The organism is Sulfurimonas sp. (genome assembly GCF_028714975.1).
In the GTDB taxonomy this organism is placed as follows: Bacteria; Campylobacterota; Campylobacteria; order Campylobacterales; family Sulfurimonadaceae; genus Sulfurimonas.
Map to the genome: position 1 here is coordinate 67,990 of NZ_JAQTLH010000005.1, position 12,904 is coordinate 80,893.

Sequence of the window (12,904 nt, forward strand, 5' to 3'; positions counted from 1 at the left end):
GTAAAAGGGACTTGTTCCTTTTACGGACAAATAATAGGGAAAAGGTTCCCTTGAATTTTATGAAATAAAATATAAGGAAAAATAGATGAAGTTAATCGAAGGTAAATTAAAAGTCGTAAACGGCAAGAGAGTTGCAATAGTAAGTACGAGATGGAATCACTTTATTGTTGATAGACTAGTAGAGGGTGCAAAGGATGCATTTGCACGCCATGGCGGAAATGATGAGGATTTGACTCATGTTTTAGCACCAGGTGCATTTGAGCTGCCTATGGTGATAGACCAGCTTTTAAATAGCGGTAAATATGATGCAGTATGCGCACTAGGCGCTGTTATAAGAGGTTCGACTCCACATTTTGACTATGTTTCGGCTGAGGCTACAAAAGGAATCGCAACGGTAAGTTTAAAACATAAAAAACCTGTCTCTTTTGGACTTTTAACGACTGATACGATTGAGCAGGCGATTGAGAGAGCCGGAACAAAAGCGGGCAACAAAGGTTTTGAAGCGATGACGGTAGTAATCGAACTTTTAGATCTTTACGAGAATTTATAATGGCTACTAGACAACAAGCAAGAATGGCAGTTGTAAGCCTGCTTTATGCATTTGATTTGGGAAACGGAAACATTGCACAACATACGGACGAGATACTAGAAGAGAAAAAAATTCGCAATAAGCAAAAAGATTTTGCACTCACTCTTTATGAGGGCGTAATGCAAAATATAAAAGTTGTTGATGATGCTATAATCAAACACTTAAAAGAGTGGGATTTTGAGAGACTAGGAGCTATCGAGAGAGCAACTCTTAGACTTGCAACTTATGAGATACTTTTTGGCGAACTTGACTCTGCGGTGGTTATAAACGAAGCTGTTGAAATCACAAAAGCGTTTGGAACTGAACAGTCTCCAAAATTTATAAACGGTGTGTTAGACGCAATTTCTAAAGATAAGTAAAAAATGAAAAGATTGACAAAAGAAGAAGCGCTTTACCTCATAAAAAATGCGGATTTAAAAGAGCTGGGACGCATGGCGACTGCGCGTAAAAAAGAGCTTCATCCCGATAACATTACTACTTTTGTAGTTGATAGAAATATTAATTATACTAATATCTGTTGGGTGGATTGCAAATTTTGCGCATTTTACAGACATGAAAAAGATGCGGATGCTTATGTGCTTACATTTGATGAGATTGATGCGAAGATAGACGAGCTGCTTGAAATCGGCGGAACACAGATACTTTTTCAAGGCGGAGTTCATCCAAAACTAAAAATCGAGTGGTATGAGGATTTGGTTGAGCATATTCATACAAAATATCCGACTATTACAATTCACGGTTTTTCATCCATTGAGATAGATTTTATCGCTAAAGTCTCTCACGTAAGCGTTGAAGAGGTTTTAGAAAGGCTTCATGCAAAAGGTTTAGCTTCTATCCCCGGAGCAGGTGCCGAGATACTAAGTGATAAAGTAAGAGATATCATCGCTCCAAAAAAGATAGATAGCGATGTGTGGATAGATATACACAGAAAAGCTCATAAGCTCGGAATTATGTCGACGGCTACTATGATGTACGGAACAATTGAGAGCGACGAAGATATCGTAGATCATTTCGATATGATAAGAAAGCTTCAAGATGAAACGCACGGTTTTAGAGCTTTTATAATGTGGAGTTTTCAGAGTCAAAATACGGAGCTTTTACAACTCTTTCCTGATATGGATAAACCCTCTTCAAACCGCTATTTAAGACTTCTTGCAGTTGCCAGACTCTACCTTGACAATGTACCCAATATCCAAAGCTCTTGGGTTACACAAGGTCCTTACATAGGTCAAATGGCACTAATGTTCGGAGCAAACGATTTGGGTTCTACTATGATGGAAGAGAATGTCGTAAGCAGTGCAGGAGCTGCGTACAAGATGGCAAAAGAGGAGATGGTTCATCTAATAAAAGATATAGATGAGATACCGGCCGTACGAAATACGGCTTATGAAATTTTAGAGAAATTTGCATAAAATGAAAAAAATAGTTTTAACACTACTAATTTTAGGAAATATAATAATGGCAGCGACAATAGATAAGATAGAAGTAAACGGGGTAGATATTCCCGTTATTTTTGAACAAGACAAAAGATTGCCTCTTGTAACGATGCAGTTTATCTTTAAAAACAGTGGAAATGTAGCAGATACGACAAAAGCCGGTTTAGCAAAATTTAGTGCAAGAGTGATGAATGAGGGAACCAAAGAGCTTGGTTCAAGTGCATTTGCCGAGGCGCTTGAGAGCAGAGCCATACATATATCGGCTTCAACCGGAGTTGAGACATTTGTTATGGAAGTTGGATGTTTAAAAGAGGAGTTTGAGGAAGGACTAAAATATTTTGACCTGCTATTAAAAGACCCAAATTTAACGCAAGAGACTATAACCAAAGTAAAAACTACTACGCTGGGTTCTCTTGCAAGCAAAGAGAATGATTTTGACTATATAGCTTCAAATGAGTTAAAAGCACTTCTTTTTGAAGGCAGCGTGCTTGCAAATCCATCTTCTGGAACGGTGGAAAGTGTAAAAAGTATTGAGCTTGACGATGTTAAAAAATTTATAGCAGAAAATCTGGTTGCTTCTAAACTAATAGTAGTTGTAGGCGGAGATATCGAATCAAAAGATATAAAAGAAAAAGCGTCAAAAATCATAAAATCCATGCCTATTGGCAAAAATGGTGAAGTAAAAAACTACTCCGTTACAAAAGAGCCTAAAGAGAAGATAGTTACAAAAGAGACTGAGCAGGCTTATGTATATTTTGGTTCACCATATAATATTAGCGTTGACTCAGAAGATAACTATAAAGCAAAAGTCGCTACATTCGTCTTGGGTGCAGGCGGTTTTGGATCAAGACTTATGGAAGAGATAAGAGTTAAAAGAGGTCTTGCATACTCGGCTTATGCAAAAGTGGATATTACAAAATCAAGCAGCTATATGAACGGACATCTGCAAACAAAATTAGAGTCTCTTGAGGAGGCTAAAAAAACAGTTAAAGATGTTGTGGCACAATTTGTAAAAGGCGGTGTTACTCAAGATGAACTTGAGCAGACTAAAAAGTTTTTACTCGGAAGCGAACCTCTGAGGGTTGAGACAATGAGCCAGAGATTAAACAGAACTTTTATGGAGTACTATAAAGGTCAAGAATTAGGGTTCTCTATAAAAGAGTTAGAGCTAATTAAAAATCTGAAACTAAAGGATTTGAATGAGTTTATAAAAGCTCATAAAGAGATTTTAGAGATGAGTTTTGCGATAGTAACAAAATAGGCTTTATATAGATTGCTTCACTTTGTTCGCAATGACTGTTATTGCGAGGAGTTTACGACGAAGCAATCTATACCATAAAAAGAATTTAATAAATTATATGACAATTTGCAATATTTTTTAAAAAGTTTTTTGATTTTTTCTATAATGATGTTGTCGCCACCCAAAAGGTGGGACAAAAATTACCAACAGGAATTGAGTTAGAGGTCCCCACCTCTAGCTCTCCTTTGGTAATTATAACAAAAAAAAGGAAAATTATGGAAAATTTAGCAGATACTTTACTCACTCTTATTATTGTTGTTATGGTTTTTATGATTGGAAATCTACACTCAAGAGTAAAAAAACTAGAAGATAGTTCAAGTAAATAATTATGAAACTCCCAAAAGAGCAAGAGAGTAAGTTTAAAAAGCTGGGTATCGGCAGTTACTGCGAACTTGCTCTTATGATTCCCTCCGCTTATGAAGATTTGCGGCTTCATACCAAACTTCAAACACATACTATGCAACTCATAGATGCAACGGTAGAGTCGGTTTACAAAGCCCCAAACTCACTTCAAGTCACATTTTTTGCCCATAATTTCGGTCATACTATTACAGGTGTGATATTTCGCCCAAAACCATATATGATGCATCAATTTAGAGTCGGCGAGAGAGATTATTACTATGGAATGGTTGAGTGCAAAAGCGGTCAATGCACTATAAGTATGCCGAAAAAAGTTACAAATATAGGTGCTATAACACCAAAATATAAATCTCCTCTAAGAAGCGATGTGATGCTTCGTCTCATTCAAAGCTCCCTAACAAAAGAAAATTTAATCTCAGAGGGCTTAAGGGAGGAGATAGCAGAAGAGCTTTTAAAACTGCACTTTCCGGCTTCCCAACCTCTTGAGCTAAAAAATTTAGAACCAAAAACCATAGATGCTCTTAAATATACGGAACTCTTTACCTATATGAAACAGTTATCCAATAAAAGAAGATATTTTAAGGCTTTGACTTCTACATATAACTGTTATAAAGAGTGGGCAGAAACTCTGCCGTTTAGACTGACGGATGAACAGATAAAAGCTATTGAAGATATAAAATCAGATTTTGCCAAAGAAGTTTCAGCTAGACGGATGATAGTCGGAGATGTCGGAAGCGGAAAAACGATGGTAATCCTTGCATCCGTTGTTATGATGTCAAAGGAGCGCTCTATTCTTATGGCACCAACGACGATTTTGGCAAATCAACTCTATGAAGAGGCAAAAAAATATCTCCCGACGATGAAAATTGCACTTGTTACAAACAAAAGCAAAAATACGAATCTTGATGAGTATGACTTTATCATAGGTACTCATGCTCTGCTTTACAGAGAGCTTCCAAAAGCCTCTCTTGTTATGGTTGACGAACAACATCGCTTTGGTACACAGCAGAGAAATTTACTAGAAAAATTGGTAAGCAGCGGGGATAAAAAGCCGCACTTTTTACAGTTTTCGGCTACTCCTATTCCAAGAACGCAAGCTATGATTGAGACGGCGCATATTGATGTATCACTCATTACAACGACACCTTTTAAAAAAGACATAACAAGCAAAGTGATACATAAAAACGATTTTAAAGATTTGCTAGAACATATAAAGGGCGAGATAAGCAGCGGCAATCAAGTTTTATTGGTTTATCCGCTTGTTGAACAGAGTGAAGTTTTAGAGTATCAGAGTATCGATGAGGCAAGAGGATTTTGGGAAAAAAGATTTAGCAATGTTTTCGTTACGCATGGAAAAGATAAGGAAAAAGAGGAAGTTTTGCTGGAATTTGACAAAAAAGGAGATATCCTGATCGCTACAACCGTTGTCGAAGTCGGAATATCTTTGCCAAAACTCAGTACGGTTGTAGTTGTCGGTGCCGAAAGACTCGGACTATCTACTCTTCATCAGCTTCGCGGTCGTGTCAGCCGCACGGGGCTAAAAGGCTACTGTTTTTTATATACAAACAAAAGTTCATCAGAACGACTTGATAGATTTACGCAAACGACAAGCGGATTTGATATTGCAAATCTGGATTTGAAGTTCAGAAAAAGCGGTGATTTGTTAAAAGGACACAACCAAAGCGGAAGTCAATTTAAGTGGATTGATTTGGCAGAAGATGAAGAGATAGTAAAACGAGTGAAAAGGGATTTGATGTTTTAGATAAATATAGATTGCTTCGTCGCAGGCTCCTCGCAATGACTGTCATTGAGATTGCCGCACCTCTTACAGAGGCTCGCAATGACAGAAAAAACAGTCATTGCGAACGAACTGAAGCAATCTAAAAACTTAATTATTCAGAGAATTCTACTAGTAAAGCCCAAATCTTCCGTCATTTCTTTTGTAAAGAACACGAGTTTTGCCGTCGTTGTCTATAAAAATTTCAAATAGTTTTTTGTTCTCTTTTATATCATTTAAAACATCTTCAACTTCACGAGGTTTGTAAAGTGCAAGCTCTACCGGTACTATCTCGTCTTCCATCGCTTCACCGGCTTCATGTAGGTCTATTCCTGCGCTTGCTTCGCTTTTAGCTTCATTTATTCCGTCTTTATGATGTCCGTTATCTTTGTCATGCATACGGCGCATTGCTTTTTGAGCTCTTGCGGTTGCCAAATCTATAGCAGCGTAAAGATCTTCATCATTTTGTTTTATAACTACAGAGTTTTTATGTGCCAAGTTTATAACAAATTCTATAATAAATAGAGGTTTGCCTTTTTTTGTTTGGCTTGTTGCGATTAGATTTACGGATATTATGTCCATATTGTATTTGCTAAGTGTTTCGATGGATGAGTTCATGTGAGCTTTGATAGCATCTGTTAGTTCTACATGTCTTCCGGTTAATGATATATTCATGGTAAATCCTTTAGTTGTAAATGAGGAGTATTAGGTTTCTTTCACGGCTTAAAAACTAAATTTTAAATTATGAAAGAAATTTATTATATCATTAAATACTTTACAATATTTTACAATTTATAGTTTTTGGATAGTTCTTCTAAAGTAGTGAATAGGTTCAGCCGTGATATTTGCATCGGTTCTTACACTCACCGTTATATCCATTAATACGGAGCCGTTTTGTTCGGGAGTTATTACATTTACATAGTCTGTGCATGTTCCGACTGTTGAGTTATAAACATATCTCATAGTAACATTAGCATCGTAGATACCATCAAAGGTAGTGCTAAAACTATTTTGACATCCATTTTGTGCAATATTTAAGAGCGCCATCTCCGCACTGCTTTTTGAGTATAAAACAGCTTGTTCGTAAAGATATAAATCTGTTGTTCTTTTGCTAGTTTGGGTTGTCAGTGAAAGTGAGAGAGCCATAATAGTTGTTATTATTACTATAACGGCTATTGCCATAATCATAGCAAAGCCGCTTCTGCTTTTATGAGGATTGATTTTTAAAATATTGTTTTTTCTTTGCATAAAGAATAATCCTCCACTAAATCAGAATTTACACACACCTGTATTTTAACTATTGCACCAACCGCTTTAAATCTAAATGTACTTACATGATCCATGATTTTTACGCTTTTTGTAGTATTGGCATCATATCTCTCGCCCTTCCAAGGCTGATAATCATAATAGAGCATAAGCGTACCTGTTTTTGTAGCTGCATTGTAGTCGCTTATTCCAACGGCATAGGCACTCCACGCAAGTTGATAATATTCATAAATATTTGCACCTGTAAAATTTACTCCGCCAATTCCAGATACAAATCTTGATAAATTCGCATCTGCATTTATTGGGTGCATCACGCTGGTGTTATGATCAGTTAAAGCAGTACCGTTCCAACCATAGTTATTAATATCGCTATCGGAACCTATAAAATAGAGAGCTGCATCATTTATACCGCTGCCACCGCTAGAGAGTGCGCCTATTAGCGTATTTAAAGCTCCCGTATCGGTTCCGGGAGATACTAAAGTAGTGGCACTTGAAGGATCCAAATCAATAATCCCGCTCCAGTGAGGCAGAGTTGATGAATTTCCGCGAAGACCGTCAATGTCACCGCCAACCCATTCCAATATCGGGGCAGTACCTGCCGTATAACCTGCAAGAGCGCTAAATGTAAAATCTGTTTCCCTTGCTATTACAGAATCTTTTATGCGATACTGAAGTCTTGAAGCTATCGTCTCGACAGCTGCGGCACTATTTGATTGCAAAGCATTGTTTACACTTGAGAAGATAAAGCTTCTGTAAGCTTGAGATAAAAGTTCAACGCCAAATTTAGCAAGAATTCCCATGATTACTATAACAAAGATAAGCTCTAAAAGCGTAAAGGCATACCTACGCATCAAAATCTCCTCTTAAAGTAATCTACTTCACCGATATTGGCGCTATATGTATTTAGCAATGTGATAATGTCTCCACTTGAATTCTTTACAGTTACGGTAATTTTCTTGGTATAACCTGTTCTTGTAATACTCACATTTCTAGTATAGGTATTTTTGTAACCAGCTGCTTCCGAATTAGTGTTGTCAAATATATCTAAATAACCTGTCGTAGCAGCATTGTCTAGGTTTGGAAAAATAGTATCATTTGTATCGGCTGGGTCAATTGCCAGATTTTCCAAGCATCTTCTATGGTAGGGTTGAGCAATATGTCCAAGCCTCAGTCTGTATCTTTGGTTTGAAGCATTATTTTCACAATCGTCATTAATGTCAATAACTCTCGAATATCTGCTTAGATTGCTGTCATACATAGAATTTTTATCCCAATAGTATGATGTTGCACCTGTCAACTCTGCAGAAGCTGCAAAAATAGCCTCTTGAACTATGTTATTTTCTATACCCTTTGAGGTAACCTGAATCATCACCGGAAGAGATAGCACGGCAATAGAGATAATAACAATAGCAAATATAAGCTCTATCATAGTAAAAGCAAATCTACCAAAAGTGTTTTTTCTACTTACCACATAGTTCTCCTATTAGTTTTTACACCGCCTACGCTCTTTGTAGTTGTATTGGTTTCATGTTCACCCGTCCAGTTTCCGGCACGGTCAAACTCGACTTGAAATTCGTTTGTCGTAGCACTTGGGTTGTACTCATTTTGTATTAACCAGTTAGATGCGTTGTTATCCATACTTGTTTTGTATGGATAACCCTTGCTTCCGCTATATGTTAAATTGGTTTTAGACGGATTGGCAACAGTCGGTGCCGTCGCGCTTACCGTACCTCCGGCTCCCACTTTTTGGGTAACGGTACCTGCCGTCCCGTCAGTTGGAGTGATATGCATACCGTTTACAAACCATCTTACATCATCGGTTCTTGTAGAGTTTACTCCGTTTGGGAGCAGTGTTTTATTGCAGCCGCTCTCAAAACAGTAAGATTCAAAGTAGATGTTTGCCGTATACGGCGCATCGGTAGGCACATCAAATCTTTGTCTTGAGGCATGTGTGCGACCGAAGAGAAATGTAGCGTTGCTGTCTGCCGAATTTGTACCGTTTACAGCATCAACATCGGTTACATTCGTATCCGTAACAACTACCATGAAAGGATTTGCAACTTTTGTTACATTTCTGTCAAAATTTATTTTATAGTTAAATTGCGCCGTTCCGTTTGTATCATTGCTGTCAAACTGCGTGCTTAAAAATGGTATCGGGTACTGTGTGGTTGTTCCATTTAACAAAACTGAGCCGTTGTTGTCAGGGTTAGAGTGATACCAAATCATTTTGGTCAGCGCACCTGTAGGTGTAACTACTATCGGGTTAGTTAAGCCAAGAGTTACATTACCGTTTTTTGCATAGCACTGAGATGTGTAATTGGAGGTAATATTATTATCCGCACGCCTTGCCGAGACATTCAAATCCAGTGATGCCGAAATAGTGCGGTTTTGAGTCGTGTTGTGATCTTCAAAGTTAGAGAGATAGGTAAACCCGCTTGAACCGTTAGTTAAATTTCCGTCAATTACAAAATGATCAGGGATTACTTTGATTTGTTGTGTATACGGAGATATTAAACGGAGTGAGACACTTGTATCATCAGCGTCTACAAGTGCAAACTCCGAGCCGACTATTTCATGCATAGTTACATTAAAATCACCTACATTGCTTAATGTATAGCTATTAGTAACCGTTCCGTTAGTAAAATTAATATTCGGACTAAAGCTTATGTTCATATCTTGGCAGACTTTTGCAGGGTTGCTTATATTTACATCGACTACAAATGAAGTGTGTTCCGTTTCGTTGTAGTCTTGCGTTCCTGTTCCGCCGAATCTATTTGCACGGAAAGTTAAAGATGCCGGTGTTCCTGCCGTAAATATTTGATTTGCAACAATAGTACTGTTAAAATCGTTTGGACGGATGGCAAAGTTGTCCACCGAGCGAACTAAAGGCGTCGCTCCAAGTGTACATTCATAACATCCGTATTTATGGTCATATATCGGATCGTATCCGGGAAAGTTCGGATCTCCTCCCCCGCTATAGCCGTGATGACTCGGCTCACATGGTTGCCCGTGTTGCACTTTACATCTATCAAATGCTTCCTGATGAAACGCATCTAAATATTGAACATCCGATGAGACGCACGACGGCATTCCCGGAACTGCATTGCCTCCAGTTGAACTGTTTTGTAAACAATTCGGTCCACCCGCAATAATAAGAGCCTGATAATCAAGATATTTCATTAAAATATAAGCCTCTTTTTTGGCAACTGATGGTACGGTAAATAACGGGCTGGTACCGCTCATACTTCCTTTTGCTATTACTGCAGCCAACGGCTCTGTAGGAACTGTTTGATTATACAGTCTAGTAATCGTATTGGTAGCAGGATAATAAACATATAGAAAAACAGGCATATCGGCTGCATTATAAACAGCATTTGCCGTTAAATCGGAACCGAGATATACCGCATCAAGCGTCATATTGGTTTTGCTTGCAATCTTTGTTTTTATAACTGCTTGATAAAAAGGAGTTCCGACGGTAGATTGATAAGTATCGACAACATCTACAACACCGGGGGAATAAACAATTGGCGTTCCTCCACCGCCGCTAGCATCATCATTCTCAATTGTTCCGGTTGCAGTAGCATGGGCGGAGTCTATTGAACCAGAAGTGGTAGTCAAAAGAGTTATTGTAAAAGTCTCATTATTTTCAAAATTCGTGTCTCCTATAATCCCTACCATTGGAACAGCTATCATTCCTGCCGGTGTTCCAGATGGAAGAGTAAACGAATAAGTTGCTCCGTTAGTTCTATTGGTGTCATTGATATCTGTAGTAACATCGTTAAATCGGTACCCTATGGTTGTTGAGCTTGTTAATGAAGTGTTTAATGTAATTGGAAAACTTATAACAGTAGTTCCACTATTGCCTTCCTCAATCGATGCATTACCAATAGAAATAGCTAGAGGAGGGGTGATATTTAAAATATTAACAGTCGCAGTCGTATTTGGTAATGTGACACTTTGAGCGGAATTCGTATTATCGGTAAGATTGATACTAAACAATACATCAGAACTGATTGCCGCATCTGATTTAACAACAACGCTAAATGTTTTATTGACGGGAGCAGCATTTTTAGTAAATGTAATAGTGCCAGATGTTGCTGTAAAATTTGTTGGTGAAACAGCCGTTGCGTTTGTAGTTGTATAATTTATTACAATATCTTTCTGATTAGGAGCTACATTTATTGAAAGTGTATATGTTATCGTCACATCCCCAGAACCCTCAGTTACAGATGTGCTTAACGGTGAAAATGTTACAGTTGGGTTGTTTGATGCTCCCCACCCCGACACGGCAAACATCATAATAAGCCCAAAAACTGCAAACAATCGCACCAAAAATTTTAAAGTTTTCATCTTATTCTCCGATAAAAATATTGCCACACTCAAACTTCATTTACAGAAAATTAAATCACAACAAAAATATATATTTAACATACTACTATTATACAAACAAAAACGCTTAGTAGCCGCTTAAATGAAGTTTAGAATAGGTTTTTTGTGGTATTGATTTGGTTTGAACAAAACAGATTTTTAAAAAAAATCAGTTAATTGTGCTTGCTTTTATCTCTTTTATAAAGTTCTTAAAATCATCTATCGACTCTAAAAAGGCGTATAGTTTTTCAGAATCAATTGTAGCATATTCGTGAATTAGAAGATTTCTAAGCCCTATCATACTTATATATTTTTTTACATGCGTTGTGTTTAAAAAGTTGAATTTTCCAAGAAGTTCTATACATTCTCTATAGTTTTGAGGATTTCCAAGATTGTAATAACTTGTTATTTTACAACTAATGTCTATCATTATTTGAATGGATTCAAATAGACCATATCGGAGTTCCCATTCATAGCGTTTATTTGCAGTAATATCTTCTAGTTTAACATCCTCTTTTATATTTTCTAATATGGAAATATTTTCTTCAAGCAGTTTTAATTTTTGCAATAGTTCCATTTTTTACCCTTTCAAGGAATGCTATGTTTTGATCTTCTATGACATGTTGAAAATCCAAATAGTAATGCAGCGCATTTAGTTTAAAGTCACTGTATGCCCCAGTGTCATTTATATATACAGGTTTATGAGATTGATATATATTATATGCAAGAAGAGGAGATTTTTTATATAGATTGTTTAGTATTACTAAATCAGTTTTTAGGGCTAGTGTTGATTCTAAGTTTGAGATAATTTCACCGAGTTCAAATATATCTATATCTTTTTTGGTTTGTATAGCGATATCAATATCGCTCATATCGTTTTGTTTATTTAGAGCGTATGAACCGAAAATCAAAACATTTGTTATAAAATCGTACCGACTCAACAACTTTTGAAGTTTTAACTCTATATTCACAGATACGACCTTGCTTTTAAAACGCATAATTTTCAATCCGTTTACGGATTACACTGTTTTCTTGAAATGGACGAACTAAAAAACTCTCCAATAAAAGATAGTCTTGATTTCCAACAATATTTAACACAACTTTCCGATCCAAATCCATATAATCATGCACTATTGCATTTCTAAAGCCGAAAAAACGGCGGATTTGCACAAATTCCTCATCTTCATAAAAACCTACATTTTTAAGTATCTCGGCGCTATCATATCCGCTTGGCGGGATAATCGGAGAGTTATAATGTTGCAGCACTTTTTTGCACCTGCCAATCAGATTTTCTATCATAATCTGTAAACTCCTCACAGCTGCTCTAGTCTGCATCTCGTCTAAAGTTTCATTTTGCTTGAAGTACCGATACAGAGTATCTAAAATGGTTCTCTCTTCAATCGCTACTGCTTTGGTTCTATCCAAGAAGTTGTGAAATGTCACTTTTATCTCCTTTTAACAAGATATAGTTTTGTGCAATGGCACGCTTGAGATACGAATCAGCACTTGAGAGATCTATGATATCGACATCATACTCTTTGACTCCAAGCACATCACACACATCCATCCATGCTTTAGCCTGCATTCCCCAATGCTCTTCAGGTAATTTTTCCATTTCAAAGGCAAAATCATAATCACTTTTTGCGTGTGTTTCTCCGGAGGCACGAGAGCCGAACAAAAATGCAGTTTTTATATAAGACAGAGAATCGATTTTGTTTTTTAGCTCTGCTAAAGAGAGATTTTTTGTTGAGCCATATTTGCGATTTTTCATTTTAATCTCTCTTTATTGCTAGAGTTCTTACAATTTT

Annotated in this window: 14 protein-coding genes; 5 read left to right on the forward strand and 9 right to left on the reverse strand. The window is 37.0% G+C overall.

Translation table 11 applies throughout. The annotated features are described in order from the left end of the window. Window positions 1–85: 85 nt before the first annotated feature. From ribH to recG, 5 genes are all read left to right on the forward strand, one after another. Window positions 86–550: a 6,7-dimethyl-8-ribityllumazine synthase gene (gene ribH, locus PHQ93_RS06255; protein ID WP_299942227.1), complete on the forward strand. Its 465-nt coding sequence runs from the start codon at window positions 86–88 to the stop codon at window positions 548–550. Then, a complete protein-coding gene (gene nusB, locus PHQ93_RS06260; protein ID WP_299942229.1) occupies window positions 550–948 on the forward strand; it encodes a transcription antitermination factor NusB in 399 nt (132 codons plus the stop codon). Before ribH ends, nusB begins: the two co-directional genes overlap by 1 nt. Before the next feature lie 3 nt (window positions 949–951). Next, the gene (locus PHQ93_RS06265; protein WP_299942231.1) at window positions 952–2,001 is read left to right on the forward strand and encodes a dehypoxanthine futalosine cyclase; all 1,050 of its coding nucleotides are present in this window, start codon (window positions 952–954) and stop codon (window positions 1,999–2,001) included. A 46-nt stretch (window positions 2,002–2,047) separates the two neighbouring features. Then, window positions 2,048–3,286 (forward strand): pitrilysin family protein, encoded by a 1,239-nt coding sequence (locus tag PHQ93_RS06270; protein ID WP_299942233.1) that lies wholly within the window; start codon window positions 2,048–2,050, stop codon window positions 3,284–3,286. 367 nt (window positions 3,287–3,653) lie between these two features. After that, the gene (gene recG / locus PHQ93_RS06275; protein WP_299942235.1) at window positions 3,654–5,447 is read left to right on the forward strand and encodes an ATP-dependent DNA helicase RecG; all 1,794 of its coding nucleotides are present in this window, start codon (window positions 3,654–3,656) and stop codon (window positions 5,445–5,447) included. Window positions 5,448–5,594: 147 nt separating this feature from the next. On the opposite strand, the gene raiA is transcribed toward recG, so the two are convergent. From raiA to PHQ93_RS06320, 9 genes are all read right to left on the reverse strand, one after another. Then, a complete protein-coding gene (gene raiA / locus PHQ93_RS06280; protein WP_299942237.1) occupies window positions 5,595–6,137 on the reverse strand; it encodes a ribosome-associated translation inhibitor RaiA in 543 nt (180 codons plus the stop codon). Between the two features lie 117 nt (window positions 6,138–6,254). Further along, complete coding sequence (locus PHQ93_RS06285; protein ID WP_299942239.1) at window positions 6,255–6,710, reverse strand: hypothetical protein; 456 nt, start codon at window positions 6,708–6,710, stop codon at window positions 6,255–6,257. Further along, a complete protein-coding gene (locus PHQ93_RS06290; RefSeq protein WP_299942241.1) occupies window positions 6,686–7,579 on the reverse strand; it encodes a type II secretion system protein in 894 nt (297 codons plus the stop codon). The genes PHQ93_RS06285 and PHQ93_RS06290 overlap by 25 nt, the downstream gene beginning before the upstream one ends. After that, the gene (locus tag PHQ93_RS06295) at window positions 7,579–8,199 is read right to left on the reverse strand and encodes a type II secretion system protein (protein ID WP_299942243.1); all 621 of its coding nucleotides are present in this window, start codon (window positions 8,197–8,199) and stop codon (window positions 7,579–7,581) included. The genes PHQ93_RS06290 and PHQ93_RS06295 overlap by 1 nt, the downstream gene beginning before the upstream one ends. Continuing rightward, window positions 8,193–11,078 (reverse strand): Calx-beta domain-containing protein, encoded by a 2,886-nt coding sequence (locus tag PHQ93_RS06300; RefSeq protein WP_299942244.1) that lies wholly within the window; start codon window positions 11,076–11,078, stop codon window positions 8,193–8,195. Before PHQ93_RS06300 ends, PHQ93_RS06295 begins: the two co-directional genes overlap by 7 nt. Before the next feature lie 187 nt (window positions 11,079–11,265). Further along, window positions 11,266–11,673: a HepT-like ribonuclease domain-containing protein gene (locus PHQ93_RS06305; protein WP_299942245.1), complete on the reverse strand. Its 408-nt coding sequence runs from the start codon at window positions 11,671–11,673 to the stop codon at window positions 11,266–11,268. Further along, window positions 11,642–12,067, reverse strand: coding sequence for a nucleotidyltransferase family protein (locus tag PHQ93_RS06310; protein ID WP_299942247.1), 426 nt, complete (start codon window positions 12,065–12,067; stop codon window positions 11,642–11,644). The genes PHQ93_RS06305 and PHQ93_RS06310 overlap by 32 nt, the downstream gene beginning before the upstream one ends. A 16-nt stretch (window positions 12,068–12,083) precedes the next feature. Beyond that, window positions 12,084–12,539 carry a DUF86 domain-containing protein gene (locus PHQ93_RS06315; protein WP_299942249.1) on the reverse strand — a complete coding sequence of 152 codons (456 nt, stop codon included), beginning with the start codon at window positions 12,537–12,539 and terminating at the stop codon, window positions 12,084–12,086. Further along, window positions 12,514–12,867, reverse strand: coding sequence for a nucleotidyltransferase family protein (locus PHQ93_RS06320; protein ID WP_299942251.1), 354 nt, complete (start codon window positions 12,865–12,867; stop codon window positions 12,514–12,516). Before PHQ93_RS06320 ends, PHQ93_RS06315 begins: the two co-directional genes overlap by 26 nt. Window positions 12,868–12,904: the final 37 nt, after the last annotated feature.

What these genes read in the sequence shown, in the direction of transcription:
- ribH (WP_299942227.1), top strand. Translation starts at nt 86, where the DNA reads ATGAAGTTAATCGAAGGTAAATTAAAAGTCGTAAACGGCAAGAGAGTT.
- nusB (WP_299942229.1), top strand. Translation starts at nt 550, where the DNA reads ATGGCTACTAGACAACAAGCAAGAATGGCAGTTGTAAGCCTGCTTTAT.
- PHQ93_RS06265 (WP_299942231.1), top strand. Translation starts at nt 952, where the DNA reads ATGAAAAGATTGACAAAAGAAGAAGCGCTTTACCTCATAAAAAATGCG.
- PHQ93_RS06270 (WP_299942233.1), top strand. Translation starts at nt 2,048, where the DNA reads ATGGCAGCGACAATAGATAAGATAGAAGTAAACGGGGTAGATATTCCC.
- recG (WP_299942235.1), top strand. Translation starts at nt 3,654, where the DNA reads ATGAAACTCCCAAAAGAGCAAGAGAGTAAGTTTAAAAAGCTGGGTATC.
- raiA (WP_299942237.1), bottom strand. Translation starts at nt 6,137, where the DNA reads ATGAATATATCATTAACCGGAAGACATGTAGAACTAACAGATGCTATC.
- PHQ93_RS06285 (WP_299942239.1), bottom strand. Translation starts at nt 6,710, where the DNA reads ATGCAAAGAAAAAACAATATTTTAAAAATCAATCCTCATAAAAGCAGA.
- PHQ93_RS06290 (WP_299942241.1), bottom strand. Translation starts at nt 7,579, where the DNA reads ATGCGTAGGTATGCCTTTACGCTTTTAGAGCTTATCTTTGTTATAGTA.
- PHQ93_RS06300 (WP_299942244.1), bottom strand. Translation starts at nt 11,078, where the DNA reads ATGAAAACTTTAAAATTTTTGGTGCGATTGTTTGCAGTTTTTGGGCTT.
- PHQ93_RS06305 (WP_299942245.1), bottom strand. Translation starts at nt 11,673, where the DNA reads ATGGAACTATTGCAAAAATTAAAACTGCTTGAAGAAAATATTTCCATA.
- PHQ93_RS06320 (WP_299942251.1), bottom strand. Translation starts at nt 12,867, where the DNA reads ATGAAAAATCGCAAATATGGCTCAACAAAAAATCTCTCTTTAGCAGAG.